The 21,498-nt window shown below is 71.5% G+C and carries 20 protein-coding genes and 1 pseudogene; 15 read left to right on the top strand and 6 right to left on the bottom strand.

Features of this window, described 5'->3' with window-relative positions; genetic code table 11:
• Positions 1 to 27: 27 nt before the first annotated feature.
• Together G3I53_RS20635 and G3I53_RS20640 are read left to right on the top strand one after the other, a co-directional pair.
• Positions 28 to 663, top strand: a complete 636-nt coding sequence (locus tag G3I53_RS20635) for a TetR family transcriptional regulator (protein WP_164336387.1) — start codon at positions 28 to 30, stop codon at positions 661 to 663.
• An 80-nt stretch (positions 664 to 743) separates the two neighbouring features.
• On the top strand, positions 744 to 983 hold the full coding sequence (locus G3I53_RS20640; protein ID WP_164336385.1) for a heavy-metal-associated domain-containing protein: 240 nt from the start codon (positions 744 to 746) through the stop codon (positions 981 to 983).
• Between the two features lie 735 nt (positions 984 to 1,718).
• On the opposite strand, the gene G3I53_RS20645 is transcribed toward G3I53_RS20640, so the two are convergent.
• Both G3I53_RS20645 and G3I53_RS20650 read right to left on the bottom strand, forming a co-directional pair.
• Complete coding sequence (locus tag G3I53_RS20645) at positions 1,719 to 3,008, bottom strand: citrate synthase (protein WP_164336383.1); 1,290 nt, start codon at positions 3,006 to 3,008, stop codon at positions 1,719 to 1,721.
• Between the two features lie 337 nt (positions 3,009 to 3,345).
• Positions 3,346 to 5,616, bottom strand: coding sequence for an ATP-dependent RecD-like DNA helicase (locus G3I53_RS20650; RefSeq protein ID WP_164336381.1), 2,271 nt, complete (start codon positions 5,614 to 5,616; stop codon positions 3,346 to 3,348).
• A gap of 439 nt (positions 5,617 to 6,055) precedes the next feature.
• Between G3I53_RS20650 and G3I53_RS20655 the strand changes: the two genes are divergently transcribed.
• Positions 6,056 to 6,637, top strand: a complete 582-nt coding sequence (locus G3I53_RS20655) for a lamin tail domain-containing protein (RefSeq protein WP_164336379.1) — start codon at positions 6,056 to 6,058, stop codon at positions 6,635 to 6,637.
• Positions 6,638 to 6,890: 253 nt separating this feature from the next.
• Here G3I53_RS20655 and G3I53_RS20660 read toward each other — a convergent pair whose 3' ends face one another.
• The 3 genes from G3I53_RS20660 to G3I53_RS20670 form a co-directional block, all read right to left on the bottom strand.
• The gene (locus G3I53_RS20660; RefSeq protein WP_164336377.1) at positions 6,891 to 7,433 is read right to left on the bottom strand and encodes a DapH/DapD/GlmU-related protein; all 543 of its coding nucleotides are present in this window, start codon (positions 7,431 to 7,433) and stop codon (positions 6,891 to 6,893) included.
• A gap of 92 nt (positions 7,434 to 7,525) precedes the next feature.
• Positions 7,526 to 7,723: a DUF397 domain-containing protein gene (locus G3I53_RS20665; RefSeq protein WP_164336375.1), complete on the bottom strand. Its 198-nt coding sequence runs from the start codon at positions 7,721 to 7,723 to the stop codon at positions 7,526 to 7,528.
• A gap of 6 nt (positions 7,724 to 7,729) precedes the next feature.
• Positions 7,730 to 8,581: a helix-turn-helix transcriptional regulator gene (locus G3I53_RS20670; protein ID WP_164336373.1), complete on the bottom strand. Its 852-nt coding sequence runs from the start codon at positions 8,579 to 8,581 to the stop codon at positions 7,730 to 7,732.
• Between the two features lie 221 nt (positions 8,582 to 8,802).
• Between G3I53_RS20670 and G3I53_RS20675 the strand changes: the two genes are divergently transcribed.
• The 9 genes from G3I53_RS20675 (at position 8,803) to G3I53_RS20715 (ending at position 17,552) form a co-directional block, all read left to right on the top strand.
• Positions 8,803 to 9,213, top strand: a complete 411-nt coding sequence (locus G3I53_RS20675; RefSeq protein ID WP_164336371.1) for an ATP-binding protein — start codon at positions 8,803 to 8,805, stop codon at positions 9,211 to 9,213.
• Positions 9,214 to 9,324: 111 nt separating this feature from the next.
• Positions 9,325 to 10,011: an N-acyl homoserine lactonase family protein gene (locus G3I53_RS20680; RefSeq protein ID WP_164336369.1), complete on the top strand. Its 687-nt coding sequence runs from the start codon at positions 9,325 to 9,327 to the stop codon at positions 10,009 to 10,011.
• A 114-nt stretch (positions 10,012 to 10,125) separates the two neighbouring features.
• Positions 10,126 to 10,557, top strand: coding sequence for an ankyrin repeat domain-containing protein (locus tag G3I53_RS20685; protein ID WP_164438635.1), 432 nt, complete (start codon positions 10,126 to 10,128; stop codon positions 10,555 to 10,557).
• 160 nt (positions 10,558 to 10,717) lie between these two features.
• Positions 10,718 to 11,833, top strand: a complete 1,116-nt coding sequence (locus tag G3I53_RS20690) for a LacI family DNA-binding transcriptional regulator (RefSeq protein ID WP_164333424.1) — start codon at positions 10,718 to 10,720, stop codon at positions 11,831 to 11,833.
• Positions 11,830 to 13,428, top strand: a complete 1,599-nt coding sequence (locus tag G3I53_RS20695) for a sugar ABC transporter ATP-binding protein (protein WP_164438636.1) — start codon at positions 11,830 to 11,832, stop codon at positions 13,426 to 13,428. The genes G3I53_RS20690 and G3I53_RS20695 overlap by 4 nt, the downstream gene beginning before the upstream one ends.
• The gene (locus tag G3I53_RS20700) at positions 13,418 to 15,376 is read left to right on the top strand and encodes a substrate-binding domain-containing protein (protein WP_164334736.1); all 1,959 of its coding nucleotides are present in this window, start codon (positions 13,418 to 13,420) and stop codon (positions 15,374 to 15,376) included. Before G3I53_RS20695 ends, G3I53_RS20700 begins: the two co-directional genes overlap by 11 nt.
• Before the next feature lie 74 nt (positions 15,377 to 15,450).
• Complete coding sequence (locus tag G3I53_RS20705; protein ID WP_164334739.1) at positions 15,451 to 16,356, top strand: ribokinase; 906 nt, start codon at positions 15,451 to 15,453, stop codon at positions 16,354 to 16,356.
• Positions 16,353 to 16,742: a D-ribose pyranase gene (gene rbsD / locus G3I53_RS20710; RefSeq protein ID WP_164334741.1), complete on the top strand. Its 390-nt coding sequence runs from the start codon at positions 16,353 to 16,355 to the stop codon at positions 16,740 to 16,742. Before G3I53_RS20705 ends, rbsD begins: the two co-directional genes overlap by 4 nt.
• Before the next feature lie 477 nt (positions 16,743 to 17,219).
• Positions 17,220 to 17,552 carry a hypothetical protein gene (locus tag G3I53_RS20715; RefSeq protein WP_164334743.1) on the top strand — a complete coding sequence of 111 codons (333 nt, stop codon included), beginning with the start codon at positions 17,220 to 17,222 and terminating at the stop codon, positions 17,550 to 17,552.
• A gap of 174 nt (positions 17,553 to 17,726) precedes the next feature.
• Here G3I53_RS20715 and G3I53_RS20720 read toward each other — a convergent pair.
• Positions 17,727 to 18,185 (bottom strand): annotated as a pseudogene (locus G3I53_RS20720) (Gfo/Idh/MocA family oxidoreductase); the annotation flags it as partial.
• A 314-nt stretch (positions 18,186 to 18,499) separates the two neighbouring features.
• On the opposite strand from G3I53_RS20720, the gene G3I53_RS20725 reads away from it, so the two are divergent.
• From G3I53_RS20725 to G3I53_RS20735, 3 genes are all read left to right on the top strand, one after another.
• Positions 18,500 to 19,603 carry a LacI family DNA-binding transcriptional regulator gene (locus G3I53_RS20725; RefSeq protein WP_164334745.1) on the top strand — a complete coding sequence of 368 codons (1,104 nt, stop codon included), beginning with the start codon at positions 18,500 to 18,502 and terminating at the stop codon, positions 19,601 to 19,603.
• Between the two features lie 348 nt (positions 19,604 to 19,951).
• On the top strand, positions 19,952 to 20,557 hold the full coding sequence (locus G3I53_RS20730; RefSeq protein WP_164334747.1) for a dihydrofolate reductase family protein: 606 nt from the start codon (positions 19,952 to 19,954) through the stop codon (positions 20,555 to 20,557).
• Between the two features lie 85 nt (positions 20,558 to 20,642).
• Entirely contained in the window at positions 20,643 to 21,443 is an 801-nt protein-coding gene (locus G3I53_RS20735; RefSeq protein WP_164334749.1) for a sugar phosphate isomerase/epimerase family protein, read from the top strand.
• Positions 21,444 to 21,498 lie beyond the last annotated feature (55 nt).

A 21,498-nucleotide genomic window follows, 5' to 3' on the forward strand; every position in this document is an offset into this window, starting at 1 on the left:
GGGGCCGAGGCGGCGTCGGCCGGGGCGGTGACGGCCGAGGGCGGGCAGGCGGCGCCCCAGGAGCGGCCCCGCCGCCGTCAGGCGCGCGGCGAGCGGCGGATCGCCCAGTTGCTCGAGGCCGCCGCGTCCGTCTTCACCACCACCGGCTACACCGCCGCCAGCACCAACGCCATCGCCCGCGAGGCCGGGGTCTCACCGGGGACGCTCTACCAGTTCTTCCCGAACAAGGAAGCGATCGCGATCGAGCTGGGCAGCCGCCTGATGCACGAGATGCGGGAGACCTACGGCGAGGTGCTGGCCCCCGTCGACCCGGCCACCCCGCTGGAGCAGGTGGTCGGCGCGGCCGTGGACCGGTTCATCGACTTCAACTGCCGCCACCCCGTCTTCTTCGCCCTCATGCACGGCCCGGACATCCCCGGCCGTATCGCCGAGGAGCACGACGCGCTGCACGCCACCCTGGTCACCCGCGTGGAGTCGATGCTCACGCCGCTGCTGCCGGACACGCCCGCCCCCGAGGTGAGCCGCACCGCCCAGATGTGCGTGGGCCTGTACAAGGCCGGCCTGGAACTCGTCCTGGCCCACGAGGGCGCCGAGCGCGAGGCGTATGTCCGGGAACTGAAGAACGTCCTGCACCGCTACCTCGACCCCCTGGTCGTGGATTAGTACCCCCGGGGGGTATAAGGTGGAGTGACGGGGTCCTCCCGTGGGCCCCGCCGACCCCGTACGCCCCGAGGAGTAACGACATGAGCACCCAGGCCGACACCCAGGGTTCCGTCACCGCCGTCTACAAGGTGAGCGGCATGAGCTGCGGACACTGCGAGGGCGCCGTCTCCGGCGAGATCTCGAAGATCGCCGGCGTCGGCTCGGTGCAGGCGAGCGCCGCCACCGGCGAGGTCACCGTCACCTCCGCCGCCCCGCTCGACGAGGAAGCGGTGCGCGCGGCCGTCGACGAGGCGGGCTTCGAGCTGGCCGGTTCCGCCTGATCCAGATTCCATTGAGATCTCAAGTGCGGATACTCGGCAGTACCCCTGGAGTCCGGTAGGACCTTTCACATAAGCTCTTCACAAGGCTCGCGCATCATCCTTACGCTCGAGCCGCGCCAGCACCAACCGGTCTCCTGCGCACCTAACGGACATATGCAAGAGACGCAGATCACAGTGATGTGAACGTAACCATCGAAGGGGTTCGAAGGTCTAAGTTGGCGATGTCAGGCAGCGTCTTGGGGGGCGCCTCCTGACATCTGGGGATGTCTTGGGGGACGTTCCCAGAAGTAGGGATACCTCCCTGCTCGCACCTAGTGGAGAGCTCGGAGAGCGTTGCCGGGGCACGTACACGGGGAGCTTTGAGCGGCCCTCCCGACCGTGCGTTGTCCCGGCAGACCGCACACCGCATGAGTGCGGCGGGTTCGCTCGCCGCACTCGCACAGCGATTCAGGCGCTGTCCTCACAGACGCCCGGCCGGATCCCGTGGGGGGAATCCGCACCGGGACATGGGAAGGCGCCCTGGTTCGTCGGCCCGTGGGGGGACTGGCGCCAGGGCGCCTTCTCCCATGCCCGCACAGTGCCGGAGGCAGCACGTGGCGGCGCACAGGTCCTAGCCGTGCCGCACGATTCCGGGGGCGCCGCACAGCCCTAGCCGCACAGCCCACATGGTCCGGGCCCCGTACACGGTCGACGTGTACGGGGCCCGGCGTCTGCGGTGCGGCGGGGAGGCGCGGGTCAGCGCTCCTCGACCGGCACGAAGTCCCGCTCCACCACGCCGGTGTAGATCTGGCGCGGACGGCCGATGCGGGAACCCGGCTCCTTGATCATCTCGTGCCACTGGGCGATCCAGCCCGGCAGGCGGCCGAGGGCGAAGAGCACCGTGAACATCTCGCTCGGGAAGCCCATGGCCCGGTAGATCAGGCCGGTGTAGAAGTCCACGTTCGGGTAGAGGCTGCGCGAGACGAAGTAGTCGTCGGAGAGCGCGTGCTCCTCCAGCTTCAGCGCGATGTCCAGCAGCTCGTCGGACTTGCCGAGAGCGGACAGGACGTCGTGCGCGGCAGCCTTGATGATCTTGGCGCGGGGGTCGAAGTTCTTGTAGACCCGGTGGCCGAAGCCCATCAGGCGGACGCCGTCCTCCTTGTTCTTCACCTTGCGGATGAAGGAGTCGACGTCGCCGCCCGCGTCGCGGATGCCCTCCAGCATCTCCAGCACCGACTGGTTGGCACCGCCGTGCAGCGGGCCCCAGAGGGCGGAGATGCCCGCGGAGATCGAGGCGAACATGTTCGCCTGCGAGGAGCCCACCAGGCGCACGGTGGAGGTGGAGCAGTTCTGCTCGTGGTCCGCGTGCAGGATGAGCAGCTTGTCGAGGGCGGACACCACGACCGGGTCGAGCTCGTAGTCCTGGGCGGGGACCGAGAAGGTCATGCGCAGGAAGTTCTCGACGTAGTTCAGGTCGTTGCGCGGGAAGACGAACGGGTGGCCGACCGACTTCTTGTAGGCGCAGGCGGCGATCGTCGGCAGCTTGGCGAGCAGGCGGATGGTGGAGAGGTTGCGCTGCTGCTCGTCGAAGGGGTTGTGGCTGTCCTGGTAGAACGTGGACAGCGCCGAGACGACCGACGACAGCATGGCCATCGGGTGGGCGTCGCGCGGGAAGCCCTTGTAGAAGTTCTTGACGTCCTCGTGCAGCAGGGTGTGCTGCGTGATGTTGTGCTGGAACGTGTGGAGCTCGTCGACGGTCGGCAGCTCGCCATTGATCAGCAGGTAGGCGACCTCCAGGAAGGTGGAGCGCTCCGCCAGCTGCTCGATGGGGTAGCCGCGGTACCGGAGGATGCCGGCCTCGCCGTCCAGATAGGTGATCCCGGATTTGTACGCGGCGGTGTTGCCGTAGCCGCTGTCCAGCGTCACCAGTCCGGTCTGGGCGCGGAGCTTTCCGATGTCGAAGCCCTTGTCACCGACAGTGCTGTCGATCACCGGGTAGGTGTACTCGCTGCCGTCGTACCGCAGTACTACAGAGTTGTCGCTCACGTCTTCCCTCACCGACGTTGTGCCTCATCTTCGAGGTGCCCTGACTGTCTCTACCATCCCCCACTTGGCCCAGGAGAGTGCACTCGGGGTCGACCATCGGGCCTATTGACGGCACTCAGTGCCGCCAACTTGCCCATCCTGCCTCCTGAGTACCCCTTCCGGAAGTGCTCTGTGACCTTCACGACTCATTTGATCGATCATTTTTCGCGGAGAGCCTCTCGCGGCCTCTCGCCGAGCCCGTTTCGTCGGCTTTGCCGACGTCCGGGAGGGACGCCGGTGGCACCCCGGCGGCGGGCACCTCGGCGGCGGGCCGTCGAGGTGCCCGCGGCCCGCGGCCTCAGAGGACGGCCGGGCCGCGGGAGCCCGAGAGGCGGAAGTCGAGCGCCGTGCAGCGCCGGCCGGCCGAGACCGTGCGCACCGCCTGTCCGATCGCCTTGCGTGAGCCGACGAGGACCACGAGCCGCTTGGCGCGGGTGACCGCTGTGTACAGCAGATTGCGCTGGAGCATCATCCACGCCCCGGTGGTCACCGGGATGACGACCGCCGGGTACTCGCTGCCCTGGGAGCGGTGGATGGTCACCGCGTAGGCGTGGGCCAGCTCGTCCAGCTCGTCGAAGTCGTACGGCACCTCCTCGTCCTCGTCGGTCAGCACCGTCAGGCGCTGCTCGACCGGGTCGAGCGAGGTGACCACGCCCACGGTGCCGTTGAACACACCGTTGCTTCCCTTGTCGTAATTGTTGCGGATCTGGGTCACCTTGTCGCCGACCCGGAAGACCCGGCCGCCGAACCGCTTCTCCGGGACGTCGGGCCGGCCGGGGGTGACGACCTGCTGGAGCAGGCCGTTCAGCGTGCCCGCGCCAGCCGGGCCGCGGTGCATCGGGGCCAGGACCTGGACGTCCCGGCGCGGGTCGAGGCCGAAGCGCGCCGGGATGCGGCGGGCGGCGACGTCCACGGTGAGGCGGCCGGCCTCCTCGGTGTCGTCCTCGACGAAGAGGAAGAAGTCCTTCAGGCCGTCGGTGAGGGGGTGCTGCCCGGCGTTGATCCGGTGCGCGTTGGTGACCACGCCGGACTGCTGCGCCTGGCGGAAGACCCGGGTCAGCCGGACGGCCGGGACGGGGCCGCCCTCCGCGAGCAGATCCCGCAGCACCTCCCCCGCGCCGACGCTGGGCAGCTGGTCGACGTCCCCGACGAGGAGGAGGTGCGCACCCGGCGGCACCGCCTTGACCAGCTTGTTCGCCAGCAGCAGGTCCAGCATGGACGCCTCGTCGACGACCACCAGGTCGGCGTCCAGCGGGCGGTCCCGGTCGTAGGCCGCGTCGCCGCCCGGCTTCAGCTCCAGCAGGCGGTGCACGGTGGACGCCTCGGCGCCGGTCAGCTCCGACAGACGCTTGGCGGCCCGGCCGGTGGGCGCGGCGAGCACCACCTTGGCCTTCTTGGCGCGGGCCAGCTCCACGATCGACCGGACCGTGAAGGACTTGCCGCAGCCCGGGCCGCCCGTCAGCACGGCGACCTTCCGCGTCAGCGCCAGCCTGACGGCGGCCTCCTGCTCGGGGGCGAGATCGGTGCCGGTGCGGCCCTTCAGCCAGCCGAGCGCCTTGTCCCAGTCCACGTCGCGGAAGCCCGGCATGCGGTCCTCGTCGGTGCGGAGCAGGCGCAGCAGCTGGGCGGAGAGGGAGAGTTCGGCGCGGTGGAAGGGCACCAGGTAGACCGCGGTCACCGGCTCGCCGCCGTCCGGCCCGGGCACCTTCTCCCGCACCACCCCGGGGTCCTCGCCGTCCTCCGGCCCGGCGGCCAGCTCGGCCAGGCACTCGATGACCAGGCCCGTGTCCACCTGGAGCAGCTTCACCGCGTCGGCGATGAGCCTCTCCTCCGGGAGGTAGCAGTGGCCCTGGTCGGCGGACTGGGACAGGGCGTACTGCAGGCCCGCCTTCACCCGCTCCGGGCTGTCGTGCGGGATGCCGACGGACTGGGCGATCTTGTCGGCGGTGAGGAAGCCGATGCCCCAGACGTCGGCGGCCAGGCGGTACGGCTGGTTCTTCACCACGGAGATGGAGGCGTCGCCGTACTTCTTGTAGATGCGCACGGCGATCGACGTCGACACCTCGACCGTCTGGAGGAAGAGCATGACCTCCTTGATCGCCTTCTGCTCCTCCCAGGCGTCGGCGATCTTCCTGGTCCGCTTCGGTCCGAGCCCCGGCACCTCGACGAGCCGCTTCGGCTCCTCCTCGATGATCCTCAGGGTGTCCAGCCCGAAGTGCTGCGTGATCCGGTCGGCGAACACCGGCCCGATGCCCTTGACCAGCCCCGAACCGAGATAGCGCCGGATGCCCTGCACGGTGGCCGGGAGCAGCGTCGTGTAGTTCTCCACGTGGAACTGCTTGCCGTACTGCGGGTGCGACCCCCAACGGCCCTCCATCCGCAGGGACTCCCCCACCTGGGCACCGAGCAGCGCCCCGACGACGGTGAGCAGATCCCCGGCACCCCGGCCGGTGTCGACGCGGGCGACGGTGTAGCCGTTCTCCTCGTTGGCGTAGGTGATGCGCTCCAGGACGCCTTCGAGAACGGCGAGGCGAGGCCCCCCGGAGGGCGCCGCGGACTGGTTGGACATGATCCGACGGTACCGGTGGGGTGTGACAGGGGGCAGGGCCCCGAGCTCACGGGAGGCGCTCGGGGCCCTGCCGCGCCGCGGGGTGCGGGCCGTCGGTGAATGACCGGGGGCGGGGCGCTGTTACCCACTTTCGGGTGACGTCGCCGCGAGGGCCGGGGTGGCGTGGCGTGGCGCGATCGGGTTCGGGGCCGGTGCCCACAGGGCCCCGATGTCCCATTAGTCGTCAACCTGATGCATTTGCGCGGTAAATGGTTATTACAGGCGACATTCACAGCGATGTGGCCAGATCGTAACGACCCTTCACGCCTCCTCCACCGACCGGACTCGGGTGGGCAGGGTGTGCGTGGGCAGCCGACCGGCCGCCCTTCGCACCAGGCACAGCCCCCATCGCCGGCACGCCGGACCGGGCGGCTGCGCCCGCACCGAGCAGGGGGATCCTATGTCCAAGTCCACGTCAGTCAACGCTCGCCGCCTCACCGCCGCCGCGCTGAGCGTCGGTGCCCTGACGGCAGTCCTGACGGCGCCGGCCTCGGCGGCCGAGCACCGGCCGCACCGGCCGGCCGTGCAGATCACCGACGTGCAGTACAACGCCCCGGGTCCCGACACCCGTGACAACCGCTCCGTGAACGGTGAGTGGGTGCGGATCACCAACACCACCCGCCACGCGGTCAACCTGAGGGGATGGACGCTGCGCAACGAGGCGGGCCAGCGCTACCGCTTCAACAACGTCCGCCTCGCCGGCCGCAGCTCCATCCACGTTCACACCGGCATCGGCCGCGACACCAGGACCCGGGTGTTCCAGGACCGCCGCAACCACATCTGGGACAACCGCTCCGACACGGCCACCCTGCGCAACGACCGCGGCCGCGTCGTCGACACCGAGTCGTGGGGGCGCGGCCGCTTCGACCGTGACGACCGCCGTGACGACCGCCGTGACGACCGCCGGGACGACCGCCGGGACGACCGCCGGGACGACCGCCGTGACCGTGACGACCGCCGCGACAACCGCGGCCGCCGCTGACCCGGGGTGCTGAGGCCGCCGGACGCCCACGTCATCGGCAGCCTCGGCACTCCTGGAGACGACCGCGTGTGCCGGGCAGCCCTGCGCTGCCCGGCACACGCGCGTGTACGCGGCCCGAAGCGGCCACCGGACCCGGCTGGCCCTCGCGACAGGGCTGTGCAGCATCGCCCCGGGGCTTTAACGCGTCCGCGCCGGCTCCTTCAGTTCAGTTCCCCACCGGGTCCTACGGCTCCTTCGTCAGGCTGCTGAGACGTCACCACGTCCGGTGCACGGTCGCCTTGCCCCCGGTCACCAGGCTTGCCGGCGGAACGTCGTCGGCGACGACCGCACCGGCGGCGATCACGGCGTCCCGGCCGATGCTGACGCCGGGCAGGATCGTGGCACCGGCGCCGATCCACACGTTCTCCGCCACGTCGATGGGTGCGCCGGTGAGGTACAGCCGCCGCTCCTCGGGATCGACCGGGTGGCCGCTGGTGATGAACGTGACCTTCGGGCCGATCATCACGCGCTCGCCGAGCCGGATACCGGCGTAGTCCAGGAACGTGCAGTTCTGGTTGATGAAGACACGCTCGGCGAGGTCGAGGTTCAGGCCGTGGTCCGTGTAGAAGGGCGGGTAGATGGTGACCCCCGGCGGCAGCGGCTTGCCGAGGATCCGCTCGAACAGTTCCGCCTTGCCCGCCTCGTCCTCGAAGGGCAGCACGTTCAGGCGGGAGGTCAGCTCGGTGACCCGCAGGACCCTCTCGGCCATGGCCTGGAACTCGGCACTGTGAATGCGCATGAGACGGTCACTGGACATGCCGCGATTCTTTCCGCGCACCGGTGGAGGGGCAAGACGCACCGGCCGGGAGGACGGCTCACGTCAGTGGTCAGGGGCGGGAGCGGTGTGCGTCACGATCCGCGCGTCGGCCTCTTCAGCTCCTCGACGAACACCGCGAAGGCGGAGACGGTAAGCGTGAGGGTGGCCCGGGTGGGGGCCTTGGAGTCGCGGACGGATATGCGGGTGGGTGCGTTTGCGATCTCGACGCAGTTGTTGCCGTCGCCGCCGCCGGAGTAGGACGACCTGCGCCAGTTGTCAGGGGTGGACACGGAGCCTCACAGTTCCTTGGCCAGTCTCTGGATGAAGTCACGCGACCGGCTGGGGTCGAGTGACACATCCTTCACTCTACGGAAGACCGTTCGGAAAACGCCGAGTTGGGCCTCGGAATCGATGAAACCGGTGCCATGCGGTGCATCGCGAACCGCCGTGTCCAACTTGGGCACCCTCCCGCCCGCCAGCATCATGGGGCTCCAGGTGCCACCGAAACCATCCAGGTCGAAGGGAATGACGCGTACCTCGACGTGATCGGCTTCGGACAGTTCAAGAAGGCGGGTGAGCTGCGCTCGTGCCGTGGCCCGGGTCCCCACTCTGATACGCAATGCCGCTTCATGGATGACAGCCTCATACGGTACGCGGACCGGGGTGCCGAGGATCACCTTGCGTTGCATCCGGTGGCGAACTCGCAGCTCCAGCTCTTCGTGGGGCAGCTCAGGGACCCTGGAGGAGAATGCCGCCCGGGCGTAATCCTCCGTCTGAAGCAGGCCGGGGATGAACAGGAACTCCACATCGCGCCGGTAGGTGGAGTGATGCTCCAACTCGGCCAGATCCAAGAAGGGCGTAGGCAGCAGGCCTCGGTACTCTTCCCACCAACCGCGTTCTCGATCAGTCGCCAGAGCAACGAGGGCCTCGATGAACTCCTCATCCGTGCTCGAGTAATGGGCAGCCAGACGGCGCAGACGCTCCTCGCTCACGCCCGCCAGCCCTGACTCGATGTGACTGATCTGAACTCGGTTCACCCCGAGCAACTCCGCCGCCTCGATGGCGGAAAGCCCTGCCGCGTCGCGCAACCTGCGCAGTTCGACCGCCAGGCGCTTCTGCCGTGCAGTGCATGCGCGCCTCAAGACCATGGACGGCTCCCTCGGTTCAACGGGCCTGCCGGTGCGACTCGTTCGGAGTCAGATTAGGCGATCGACTTGCTCCGTATGACATGTTAGCCCTACCGTCAGTGACGCGACGCACACCGTGCGACACCGGACACCGGAAGCGCACCGCTCCGTCCTGCCTTGGCGGCTGCGGCAATGACACCGGCCCCCTCTCCCCCCTCCTCCAGCACACGACGGAGTTCCGCATGCCCGAAAACGCACCCTGGGAGTACTCCCTCCACCTCCCCAACGACGTCCGCGCCGTCACCGTCAGCCGCCGCACCCTGCGCCTGATCCTGACGATGCACGGGCTCATCGGCCTGGTCGATGTCGCCGAACTGCTGGCCACGGAGCTAGTGTCCAACGCCGTACGCCACACCAAGGGCCCGGCCGCACTGCGCGTGCACTGGTCGCCGCCGGGCACGTTGCGCATCGGAGCCTGGGACGCGGACCCCCGGCCGCCGGAGCCTCCCCAGCCGTTCGCGCAGGCGGCCGGGCGGGAGGACGGGCGAGGGCTGGCGCTGGTGCGGGCCTGTGCCGACGTATGGGGGTGGCAGCCGCTGGCCAGGGACGGCAGCCGCGGCAAGTACGTGTGGTGTGAGCTGGCTGCTGCGTGAGTGCCGGGATCCGCTCACGGAGGGAGCCGGTGGCGTGGCGCGCCCCCGTCCGGCCCGGGGTCCGGCAGAGTGCGGCACGATCACCCCTGCCACCCCTCCGGGAGGAGCCCCGTGGCCGTCATCGAGCACGCACGGCACGGGCTGATCCTCTTCGACACCGGGATCAACCACCACGTGGCCGACCCGGAGGCCGCCGAGGCGTACTGGGGTCCGGGGCTGCGGGAGGCGTACGGCGCGCAGGGGTTCACCCGGGAGCACGCCGTCGACGCGCAGCTGCGGCGGCTCGGGCACCGCCCCGAGGACGTCCGGTACGTCATCTACTCCCACCTGCACCTCGACCACGCCGGCGGCATGAGCTACTTCCCCGGCGCCGTGCACGTCGTCCAGCACGACGAGTTGCGCCACGCCTGGTGGCCGGACCGCTGGACCGCCCGGGGCTACGCGTTCGACGACTACCGGGCGTGCCGGGACTACGAGTTCCTCGAACTCACCGGTGACACCGACCTGTTCCTGGACGGCAGCGTGACCGTGCTGCGGACCACCGGTCACACGCCCGGCCATCAGGGCATCGTCCTCGACCTGGACCACCACGGCCCGGTCGGGTTCCTGGGCGACGCCGCCCATCTGCGGGAGGGGCTGGCGAAGGACGTGCCGATGCTCAGCGACTGGAACGTCCAGCAGAAGCTGCTCACCTACGGGCGACTCCGCGCGCTGCAACGGGCCGGGGTGCCGGTCTTCCTGTCCCACGACCCCGACGACTTCGCCGCCCTGCCGAAGGACGGGGAGTTCTGGGACTGAGCGGACGGGGACCGGGGCGGGCGAGTGCACAGGCCAGGAGCCCAGGGGTCCGGCCGGGAGCGGCGGCGGAAGTGGCTCGCGGCACCGGCCCGGCGGTCCGTAGGCTCGGCGCCCATGAAGCAGCGGCAGCAGAAGAAGCAGTTCCGGCGTCTCTTCGTGGCGGCCCTCGTGGGGGACGTGCACGGAGCGCGGGCCGCTCTGCGGGCCGGTGCCGACCCGGAGGGCAGGGACCGCGACGGCACCACCCCGCTCTACGTGGCCGCCGTGCACGGGGACGCCGCGACGGTCCGCCTGCTCCTGGCGGCCGGGGCCCGCCCCGACACCGAGAGCCGCGGCGCCGGGTCCGAGGGCACACCGCTGTGCGCGGCCGCGTGCTGGGGGCACACCGAGGCGGTGCGCGAGCTGCTGGCGCACGGTGCCGACCCGAACCTGCGCGAGGACCACGGCACCGGACGCACTCCGCTGGAGTGGGCGGACACCGGTCCCCACCCGGAGACGGCCCGCGTGCTCGCCGCGGCGGGCGCGGTCCGGCGGACGGCCGAGTAGGGCACTGCCCGCAGCCTGCGCGTGGAGGCGAGTCCGGGGCAACCCGGGCCCCGCCCCGTCGGTCACGATTCAGTTTCGGCCACCCCCACCCCCTTGCCCGCCGCCGTGTAATCGATTCCAATCCCTCGTGTAATCGATTCCACGAGGAGGTGGAACGGCGATGGCGAGCATCAAGGACGTCGCTGCCGAGGCGGGGCTGTCCGTGGCCACGGTGTCGCGGGTGCTGAACGGGCACCCCTCGGTCAGCGAGGAGGCACGCCGGCGGGTCACGGCCGCCGTCGAGCGGCTCGGCTACCGTCCGAACGCCGTCGCCCGGTCGCTGCGCACCCACCAGACCCGCACCCTCGGGCTGGTCATCAGCGACGTGATGAACCCGTACTTCACCGAGCTGGCCCGCTCCGTCGAGGAGGAGGCCCGCGCCCTCGGCTACAGCGTGATCATCGGCAACGCCGACGAGCGGCCGGACCTCCAGGACCACCACGTCACGACGCTGCTGGACCGGCGGATCGACGGGCTGCTCGTCTCCCCCACCGACGGCGGGTCGCCCCGCATGCTGGACGCCGCCCGCACGGGCACCCCCATGGTGTTCGTCGACCGGTGGATCCCGGGCGTCGACGTGCCCGTCGTCCGGTCGGACGGGCGCGACGCCGTCCGGGACCTCGTCGCCCACCTGTACGGGCTCGGTCACCGCCGGCTCGCGATCATCGCCGGGCCCGCGGCCACCACCACCGGCCGGGAGCGCGTGGCCGCCTTCCGGGAGGCACTCGGCGCCTACGGGCTGGACCTCCCCGACGCCCACATCGGCCAGGGCGACTTCCAGGCCGAGAGCGGTCGGCGGGTCACCGAGGGCTTCCTCGCGCTGGCCGAACCGCCCGACGTGCTGTTCGCCGCCGACAACCTGATGGCGCTCGGCGCGCTGGACGCGATCCGGGAGCGCGGACTGCGCGTGCCCGACGACATCGCGCTGGCCGCGTTCGACGACATCCCCTGGTTCGTGCACACCGATCCGCCGGTCACCGCCATCGCCCAGCCGACCCGCGAGCTGGGCCGCGCGGCCGTGCGGGCGCTGGTCGACCGGATCGAGGGGCGGCCCGGCGAGTCCGTCACCCTCCCCGCCCGGCTGGTCGTGCGCCGCTCGTGCGGCGAGCCGGCACCCGCGACGGATCCGCGGTCCCCGTCCTTCTCACCGTCGCCGTCGCCGTCTCCGGCCCAGTCCCCCCAGTCCGCCCAGTCCCCTTCCCCGTCCCCCTCCCCCGTACGAAGGAGTACGCCGTGAGCAGCCGCAGTCCGGACGAGTTGCTGCGCATCGAGGGCATCCGCAAGACCTTCCCCGGCGTGGTCGCGCTCGACAACGTCGACTTCGACCTGCGCCGGGGCGAGGTGCATGTGCTCCTCGGCGAGAACGGCGCCGGCAAGAGCACGCTGATCAAGATGCTCTCCGGTGCCTACACGCCCGACGCCGGGCGGATCGTGGTCGACGGCGAGGAGGTGCGCATCCACGGTGCGCAGGACTCCGAGCGGCTCGGGATCGCCACCATCTACCAGGAGTTCAACCTGGTGCCCGACCTGACGGTGGCCGAGAACATCTTCCTCGGCAGGCAGCCGCGCCGCTTCGGGATGATCGACCGGAAGACGATGGAGGCCGACGCCGAGGTGCTGCTGAAGCGGGTCGGCGTCGACGTGCCGCCCCGCGCGCGGGTGCGTGAACTCGGCATCGCCCGGCTCCAGATGGTCGAGATCGCCAAGGCGCTCAGCCTGGACGCCCGGGTGCTGATCATGGACGAGCCGACCGCCGTGCTGACCTCGGAGGAGGTCGACAGGCTGTTCGCGATCGTGCGGCGGCTGCGCGAGGACGGCGTCGGCATCGTCTTCATCACCCACCACCTGGAGGAGATCGCCGCCCTCGGCGACCGCGTCACCGTCATCCGGGACGGCCGCAGCGTCGGGCAGGTGCCCGCGTCGACCCCCGAGGACGAGCTGGTGCAGCTCATGGTGGGGCGGTCCATCGACCAGCAGTACCCGCGCGAGCCCGCGGACGCCGGCGACGCCCTGCTGAAGGTCGAGGGACTCACCCGGGACGGTGTGTTCCACGACGTGAGCTTCGAGGTGCGGGCCGGTGAGGTCGTCGGCATCGCGGGGCTCGTCGGCGCCGGGCGCACCGAGGTGGCCCGGGCGGTGTTCGGCGCGGACCCGTACGACGCCGGGACCGTGCACGTCGGCGGCGCGCCACTGCGCGGGCACGACGTGAACGCCGCGATGGCGGCCGGGGTCGGGCTGGTGCCGGAGGACCGCAAGGGGCAGGGCCTGGTGCTCGACGCGTCCGTCGAGGAGAACCTCGGCCTGGTCACCCTGCGGTCCGCCTCCCGCGCGGGCCTCGTCGACCTCAGGGGACAGCACGAGGCGGCGGACCGCATCGCGCGGCAGCTCGGGGTGCGCATGGCGGGCCTCGGGCAGCACGTGCGGACGCTGTCCGGCGGCAACCAGCAGAAGGTCGTCATCGGCAAGTGGCTGCTGGCGAACACCAAGGTGCTGATCCTCGACGAGCCGACGCGCGGCATCGACGTCGGCGCGAAGGTCGAGATCTACCAGCTGATCAACGAACTGACGGCCGCGGGCGCCGCGGTGCTCATGATCTCCAGTGATCTGCCCGAGGTGCTCGGCATGAGCGACCGGGTCGTCGTCATGGCGCAGGGCCGGGTCGCCGGCGAACTGGCCGCCGAGGACGCCACCCAGGACGCCGTGATGGCCCTCGCCGTCAGCACCTCGCCCGGCACCGCAGGCACCGCCTTCGGCACCGCGGACACCGCCGGCACCGCCGGCCCGGACGACAGCCCCCACAGCAACGGAACGGAGGCCACCGGTGGCCACTGACACGCTCAAGAGCAAGCCGGGCGCGCAGGGTGGCGCCCCGGGCGGCCTGCGCCGCCTGCTCCTCGACAACGGCGCGCTCACCGCGCTCATCGTCCTGGTCATCGCCATGTCGGCGCTGTCCGGTGACTTCCTGACCGCCGACAACCTGCTCAACATCGGCGTCCAGGCGGCGGTCGTCGCGATCCTCGCCTTCGGTGTCACCTTCGTCATCGTCTCCGCGGGCATCGACCTGTCGGTCGGCTCGGTCGCCGCCCTGTCGGCCACCGTGCTCGCCTGGAGCGCCACCTCCGCGGGCGTCCCCGTGGTCCTGGCGGTGCTGCTGGCCATCGCCACCGGCATCGCCTGCGGCCTGGTCAACGGCATCCTCGTGTCGTACGGGAAACTCCCGTCGTTCATCGCCACGCTGGCCATGCTGTCGGTGGCCCGCGGCCTGTCCCTGGTGATCTCCCAGGGCTCCCCGATCGCCTTCCCCGACTCCGTGTCCCACCTCGGCGACACCCTCGGCGGCTGGCTGCCGGTGCCGGTGCTCGTGATGATCGGCATGGGCCTGATCACGGCGTTCATCCTCGGCCGCACCTACATCGGCCGCTCCATGTACGCGATCGGCGGCAACGAGGAGGCGGCCCGCCTGTCCGGGCTGCGGGTGAAGAAGCAGAAGCTGGCCATCTACGCGCTGTCCGGCCTGTTCGCCGCCGCCGCGGGCATCGTGCTCGCCTCCCGCCTGGCCTCCGCGCAGCCGCAGGCCGCGCAGGGCTACGAACTGGACGCGATCGCCGCGGTCGTCATCGGCGGCGCCTCGCTGGCCGGCGGCACCGGCAAGGCGTCCGGCACGCTGATCGGCGCGCTGATCCTGGCGGTGCTGCGCAACGGCCTCAACCTGCTGTCCGTGTCGGCGTTCTGGCAGCAGGTCGTGATCGGTGTCGTGATCGCGCTGGCCGTGCTCCTGGACACGCTGCGGCGCAAGGCGGGCGCCACCCCGGTGGCCGCCGGGACGTCCGGCGGCGGCAACCGGAAGAAGCAGGCCGCGACCTACGTCCTCGCCGCGGTGGTGGCGGCGGCGATCGTCGGCGCCATGTCCTTCCTGCACAACGGCTCCTCCACCGCGAAGACCGAGAAGGTCGGGCTGTCCCTGTCGACGCTCAACAACCCGTTCTTCGTGCAGATCCAGGCCGGTGCGAAGGAGGAGGCGAAGAAGCGGGGCGTGGACCTGACCGTCACCGACGCCCAGAACGACGCCTCCCAGCAGGCCAACCAGCTGCAGAACTTCACCAGCGGCAGCCTCGGCGCGATCATCGTCAACCCGGTGGACTCCGACGCGGCCGGTCCGGCCGTGCGCTCCGCCAACCAGGCCGACATCCCGGTGATCGCCGTGGACCGGGGCGTCAACAAGGCCGAGACGGACGCGCTGGTCGCCTCCGACAACGTGGCCGGCGGCCGCCAGGGCGCCAAGGCGCTCGCCGAGAAGCTGGGCGGCGAGGGCACCATCGTGATCCTCCAGGGCCAGGCCGGCACGTCCGCCAGCCGCGAGCGGGGCGCGGGCTTCGCCGAGGGCCTGAAGGACTACCCGGGCATCAAGGTCGTCGCCAAGCAGCCCGCGGACTTCGACCGCACCAAGGGCCTCGACGTGATGACCAACCTGCTCCAGGCGCACCCCGGCATCGACGGAGTGTTCGCCGAGAACGACGAGATGGCGCTCGGCGCGATCAAGGCACTCGGCGCGAAGGCCGGCACGTCCGTCCAGGTCGTCGGCTTCGACGGCACGCCCGACGGGCTCAAGGCGGTCGAGGCGGGCACTCTGTACGCGTCCGTCGCGCAGCAGCCGAAGGAACTGGGCAGGATCGCGGTGGACAATGCGCTGCGCGCGGTCGACGGCAAGAAGGTGAGCGGGACGGTCAAGGTGCCGGTGAAGGTGGTCACGAAGGACAACGTGGCCGGCTTCGGCGGCTGACCACCGCCGACAGGACCCTGGGGCGGGCGGCCACGACGGCCGCCCGCCCCGCACACGCACGTGGGGAGCACGTCATGAACGACTACGACCTCCTGGTCGTGGGGTCGGCCAACGCCGACCTGGTGATCGGTGTCGAACGCCGCCCGGCCGCCGGGGAGACGGTGCTCGGCTCCGACCTCGCCGTCCATCCGGGCGGCAAGGGAGCCAACCAGGCGGTCGCGGCCGCCCGGCTCGGGGCCCGCACGGCCCTGCTGGCCCGGGTCGGCGACGACGCGCACGGGCGGCTGCTGCTGGACTCGCAGCGGTCGGCCGGCGTCGACACGGTGGGCGTGCTGGTCGGCGGCGCCCCGACCGGGGTCGCGCTGATCACCGTGGACCCGTCCGGCGACAACAGCATCGTCGTCTCGCCGGGCGCCAACGGGCGGCTCGCGCCGCAGGACGTACGGGCCGCCGGCAGCCTCTTCCACGCCTCCCGGGTGGTGTCCGCCCAGTTGGAGATCCCGCTGGAGACGGTGGTGGAGGTGGTGCGCTGCCTCGCGCCCGGCAGCCGGTTCGTCCTCAACCCGTCGCCCCCGCAGCCCCTGCCCACCGAGGTGCTGGCCGCCTGTGATCCGCTGATCGTCAACGAGCACGAGGCGAAGGTCATCCTGGGCGACGCGGGCGGCCTCAGCGACGAGCCGGAGGACTGGGCCCGGCTGCTGCTGGCGAAGGGCCCGCGGTCGGTGGTGGTCACGCTGGGCGGCGAGGGCGCGCTGGTCGCCTCCGCGGAGGGCACCGTCCGGGTGCCGTCGGTCGCGGTGCGTGCCGTCGACACCACCGGCGCGGGCGACGCGTTCACCGCCGCGCTCGCCTGGCGCCTCGGCGCGGGCGAGTCCCTCGCCGAGGCGGCGGCGTACGCGGCCCGGGTGGGCGCGGCGACGGTGACGAAGCAGGGCGCGCAGGTGTCCTTCCCGACCGCGGCGGAGGTCGCGGCCCTGTGAAGAAGCACGGGATCCTCAACCGCCATCTCTCCGGTGCCCTGGCCGAACTCGGCCACGGCGACGGCGTGCTGGTGTGCGACGTCGGCATGCCCATCCCCGACGGGCCGCGCGTCGTCGACCTCGCCTTCCGGGCCGGGGTGCCGTCGTTCGCGGAGGTCCTGGACGGGCTGCTGGCGGAGCTGGTCGTGGAGAGCGCGACGGCCGCCGCCGAGATCCACGACGCCAACCCGCCCGCCGCCGGCCTGCTGACCGGCCACTTCCCCGGGCTTCACCTGGTCCCCCACGAGCGGCTCAAGGAACTGACGGCGGGCGCCCGTCTCGTCGTCCGCACGGGCGAGGCCCGGCCGTACGCGAACGTTCTGCTGCGGTGCGGGGTGTTCTTCTAGCCGGGGTTCCTCTCCGCGCACGCCCGCCCGGCGGGGCGCGTGCACGTACTTCGAAGGGGCCCGGTCCGTCGACCGGGCCCCTTCGCTTCCCTCCCCCGTCAGAACCTCTCGATCCCCCCCGGGTCCCCTCCCAGAAGTCCTGACAGCACGTATGACCCGCCGGGCGGAGGGAGGGTTGTACGGGCGACGGAAGATTTTCGGCGTGCCCTCGGCGGCCTCTCGGCGCATGCCGGCACGTCGCCCCCGGCCGGCCCGACCGGGACGGGCGGACGGCAGATCGCACAACCTCAAACGTTGCTCAATGTTCTTGTCGCTGTCCGTCCCCCACTGCCAGGATCTGACCGACCATTTGGCGCCGACAAAGGGGGAACTTTGCACGCCAGAATGAAGCGTTTCGCGACCGCCGGAGTGGTAGCGCTCGGAGTACTCGCACTGGCCACGCCGAATGCACAGGCGGCGTCCAAGAAGACCGGGCCCGTGAAGCTCGACATCAACAAGTACTGCAAGGCGACGATTTCCGTCGACGACCACACCAAAAAGGGGAAGATCCGCGGGCTGGCCCGCGTCAGCTGCACCAAGGGCGATGCCATCGTCACACCGACCATCAACTTCTACCGCGATGGCAAGCACGTCAGGGGCGGCAGCATCGGCCCGCGCATCATCAACAAGAAAAAGGGGTTCACTTTCTCCAAGTACACGTCGGACAAGGGCGGCAAGCAGTGCTACCGGGCCAGCCTTCTGATCGTGTATCCCGACCCTGCCGACGTCAATAAGGCACAGCTCATCAAGACTCCCTGCCTCAACACCTGATTCCGGCAGTAGCGTGTCGCGGTGGCCGGTGGCCGTCTCGCACGACGGCCACCGGCCACCGCGAACGCGTATGCACGCGCAGCTCATTCAGCACACGGACGCCGATACCAGCACCCGTCCGGCGTACTACCCGATGCCCAAGGTGGCGCAGGCGTCGACGAGTTGCGGGAGCTAGAGCTGCCTGACCATCAGGCCGGGCAGGAACAGCTTGTCGTGGACGACACCGTGCTTCACGTCGGCCGCGTGCGCCCGGCGGGCCAGGTCGAGGGCGCCGTCGAGGCCGGTGGCCGTCGGCTTCTCGGTGTAGACGTGCTCGCCCGCGGCGATCGCCTTCCTCAGGCCTCCTCGCGCGCGGGGGTCACCTGGGCGTCGAAGTAGACGTCCACGCTGTCGTCGGCGAGGACGGCGTCCAGGTCGGTGGAGACGTGGTCCGGGCCGTGGCGTTCGGCCAGCGCCCGCAGCGCGGGCTCGCGGCGGCCGACGAGGACCGGCTCCGGCCACAGCACGGTGCCCTCCCCGAGATCGGGCTCGCCCTGCTCGCGCAGGGCCGGGACGGAGCGGACGAGGTGCTGGCGGTGGCCCATAACGGCCGGTCACACCGTTCATGGCGATACGCACGGTCTTGCGGGTCAGGACGTTCCCTTCGTACGCGGTCCGCGCGCCGCGCACTCCCCACCCGTCCCGCGCCGACCAGCTGACCAGCTCACCCACTGCGGCGGACGTGGGCCGATCGACGTGGCAGCAAGCGCTTTCCGGGCGGGGAGCATCCTGCCGCCTCGCGGCACCGGGGACAAGAGCGCCGCGAGCCCGGCTTGTTCGAGGGGGCGAACAACGCGGCGTATGGCCCTATCGTCTGGTCGCAGCCGGGGCCCGGGGGGCCCGGAGACCCGGTGGGGACGACGGCGTACGGCGGCGTACGACGAGGCGCACGAGGCGGAGGACGAGACATGACGGTGACCCTGGCGGACGTGGCGGCCCGTGCGCAGGTCTCCCCCGCGACGGTGTCGCGCGTATTGAACGGCAACTATCCGGTGGCCGCGTCCACCCGGGAGCGCGTCCTCAAAGCGGTCGACGAACTCGACTACGTCCTCAACGGTCCCGCCAGCGCCCTGGCCGCCGCCACGTCCGACCTCGTCGGCATCCTCGTCCACGACATCGCCGACCCGTTCTTCGGGATCATGGCCGGCGCCGTCCAGGCGGAGATCGGCGGGCCGGGCGGGCGCGCGGGCGGGGAACGGCTCGCCGTCGTCTGCAACACCGGCGGCTCCCCCGAGCGGGAGCTGACCTACCTCACGCTGCTCCAGCGGCAGCGGGCCGCGGCGGTCGTCCTGACCGGCGGCGCGAGCGAGGACCCGGACCACGCGGTGGCGATGAACACGAAGCTGGGCAAGCTGGTGGCGGCGGGGACGCGGGTGGTGCTGTGCGGGCGTCCGCCCGCGCCGGGCACGGGGGCCGTCGCGCTGCCTTTCGACAACCGCGGGGGCGCGCGGGAACTCACCGCGCACCTGCTCGGTCTCGGCCACCGCCGCCTCGGTTACCTCGCCGGGCCGCCCGAGCGCACCACCACGCGGGAGCGGCTTCAGGGCCACCGGGACGCGCTGGCCGCGCACGGGGTGGCGGAGGATCCCCGCTGGACCGTGCACGGGCAGTACGACCGGCGGTCCGGGTACGAGGGGACGCTGGAACTGCTGCGGGCGGACCCGTCGCTGACCGCCGTCGTGGCCGCGAACGACTCCGTCGCGCTGGGGGCGTGCGCGGCGCTGCGGGACGCAGGGCGGCGCATCCCGGAGGACGTGTCGGTCGCCGGGTTCGACGATCTGCCGTTCAGCGTCGATGCGGTGCCGGGGCTGACGACGGTGCGGTTGCCGTTGGCGGAGGCGGGGGGTTGGGCGGGGCGGATCGCCATGGGGCGGGGGGAAGGAGGCGTGGACGGTGGGGTGGGGGTGGACGGTGGGGTGGGGGTGGACGGTGGGGTGGGGGTGGTGCGGGGGGAGTTGGTGGTGCGGGGGTCTGTGGGGCGGCCGGGGCGGGCGCGGCCTGCGGGGGTGTAGGGGGTTGCGGGGTTGCGCAGTTCCCCGCGCCCCTGGAGAGGTCGGGTGTTGTCTGCGGGTGGTGGGGGTTCTCGCGCAGTTCCCCGCGCCCCTGGTGGGAGCCCCGGCTTCGAGTGGGCATGTGCGGGTTCGTCGTGGGGATTTGCGCAGTTCCCCGCGCCCCTGAAGAGGTCGGGTGCTGTCTGCGGGTGGTGGGGGTTCTCGCGCAGTTCCCCGCGCCCCTGGTGGGAACCGTCGGCTTTCGGTGGGGGCCGTTGTGGTGGGCGGGTGGGTGTGGCGATGAGTTTTGGGGGTGGGGTTGGTCTGTAGGTTCGTCAGTCGTTGTTCTCGGTTGTGGGAGTGGGCGTCATGCGGATTGTCGTAACGGAGTTCATCAGCCTCGACGGTGTGTCCCAGGCTCCGGGTGGGCCTCAGGAGGACACCGACGGGGGGTTCGCGCACGGTGGGTGGTCGCACCCGTACTTCGACCCGGAGGTGCTCGGCGGGGCCTTCGACGCGGGGCTGCGGAAGGCGGACGCGCTGCTGTTCGGGCGACGCACGTGGCAGACGATGGCGGCGGCGTGGCCGGAGCGGGCCGGTGATCCGTTCGCCGACCGGATGAACAGCCTGACCAAGTACGTCGTCTCGGGCACCCTGGGCGAGGAGGACCTGACGTGGAACAACTCGCGGCTGATCCCGGCCGGTGAGGCGCTCGCCCGGATCCGTGAGCTGCGGGCCACCGAGGGCGGTGACCTGGCGATGATGGGGAGCCCCACGCTGGTGCGGACCCTGCTGGGCGAGGACCTGGTGGACGAGCTCCAGCTGATCGTCATGCCGGTGATGCTCGGCGGCGGCAAGTCGGTCTTCCCCACCGACGGCGCGAAGCGGCCCTTCGAGCTGGTGTCCACCACGGCCGCGAAGACCGGCGCCCAGGTGTGCGTGTACCGGCCGGCGCAGGCATCCGCCGGGGGCTGACGGTCCGGGCGCGGCGGCGCGCGCGGGCGACACCGGGGTGTCAGGGGGGAGTTGCCGGCGGGGTCCGCGGGTAGGGTCCGTTTCCATGAAGCTGGCGTTCTCCACCCTCGGCGTCCCCGGCCTGCCCGTCACCGACGTGCTGGAGCTGGCGACCGCGCACGGTTATCACGGCGTCGAGCTGCGCGCCCACCCGGAGGAACCGGTCCACCCGGGTCTCACCCCGGCCGAACGGGCCGGTGTCGCCGCCGCGTTCAAGGCGGCCGGTGTCGAGGTCCTGAGCGCCGCCGGGTACGTGCGGGTGGCGGCGCCCGGTGACGACGCGCCCGTGCTGGCCGAGATCCGCGCCCTGCTCGAACTGGCCCGTGACCTCGGCGCTCCCTACGTCCGTGTCTTCCCCGGCGGCACGCCCGGGCAGAGCGCGCGGGAGGCCGACGCGACGGCCGCCCGCCGGCTCGGCACGGCCGCCGAGTACGCCGGTGACCTGGGGGTGCGGATCCTGCTGGAGACGCACGACTCGCACCGTACGGCGGCCGACGCGATGCGGATCCTGGGCCTGGTCGGGCACGGCCGGGTCGGGGCGCTCTGGGACGTGATGCACACCTGGCTCGGCGGTGAGCAGCCCGCGGACAGCTTCGCCGCCCTGTCCCCGCACCTCGGCTACGTCCAGGTCAAGGACATCGCCTCGGCCGACGACACCACCCCGCTGGCGCTGGGCGAGGGCATCCTGCCGCTGGCGGACTGCGTGGAGGTCCTCTCCCGGCACGGGTGGGACGGCTGGCTGTGCTGGGAGTACGAGAAGCGGTGGTACCCGGACGTGCCGGAGCTGAGCGGTCTGCTCGCTCCCGGGCGGGAGCATCTGGCCCGGCTGCTGAACGAGTCGGCGTGACCGTCCCGGGGCCGGTGCCGGTCGGCGTCTGACGCCGCCGGGTGACGGTCGGCGT

The sequence above is a fragment of the Streptomyces sp. SID14436 genome (assembly GCF_010548465.1).
Classification (GTDB): domain Bacteria; phylum Actinomycetota; class Actinomycetes; order Streptomycetales; family Streptomycetaceae; genus Streptomyces.

Bases quoted from the DNA above. Each gene is read 5' to 3' on its own strand.
- G3I53_RS20640 (WP_164336385.1), top strand. From the start codon at position 744: ATGAGCACCCAGGCCGACACCCAGGGTTCCGTCACCGCCGTCTACAAG.
- G3I53_RS20650 (WP_164336381.1), bottom strand. From the start codon at position 5,616: ATGTCCAACCAGTCCGCGGCGCCCTCCGGGGGGCCTCGCCTCGCCGTT.
- G3I53_RS20655 (WP_164336379.1), top strand. From the start codon at position 6,056: ATGTCCAAGTCCACGTCAGTCAACGCTCGCCGCCTCACCGCCGCCGCG.
- G3I53_RS20660 (WP_164336377.1), bottom strand. From the start codon at position 7,433: ATGTCCAGTGACCGTCTCATGCGCATTCACAGTGCCGAGTTCCAGGCC.
- G3I53_RS20670 (WP_164336373.1), bottom strand. From the start codon at position 8,581: ATGGTCTTGAGGCGCGCATGCACTGCACGGCAGAAGCGCCTGGCGGTC.
- G3I53_RS20675 (WP_164336371.1), top strand. From the start codon at position 8,803: ATGCCCGAAAACGCACCCTGGGAGTACTCCCTCCACCTCCCCAACGAC.
- G3I53_RS20685 (WP_164438635.1), top strand. From the start codon at position 10,126: ATGAAGCAGCGGCAGCAGAAGAAGCAGTTCCGGCGTCTCTTCGTGGCG.
- G3I53_RS20690 (WP_164333424.1), top strand. From the start codon at position 10,718: ATGGCGAGCATCAAGGACGTCGCTGCCGAGGCGGGGCTGTCCGTGGCC.
- G3I53_RS20705 (WP_164334739.1), top strand. From the start codon at position 15,451: ATGAACGACTACGACCTCCTGGTCGTGGGGTCGGCCAACGCCGACCTG.
- G3I53_RS20725 (WP_164334745.1), top strand. From the start codon at position 18,500: ATGACGGTGACCCTGGCGGACGTGGCGGCCCGTGCGCAGGTCTCCCCC.
- G3I53_RS20730 (WP_164334747.1), top strand. From the start codon at position 19,952: ATGCGGATTGTCGTAACGGAGTTCATCAGCCTCGACGGTGTGTCCCAG.
- G3I53_RS20735 (WP_164334749.1), top strand. From the start codon at position 20,643: ATGAAGCTGGCGTTCTCCACCCTCGGCGTCCCCGGCCTGCCCGTCACC.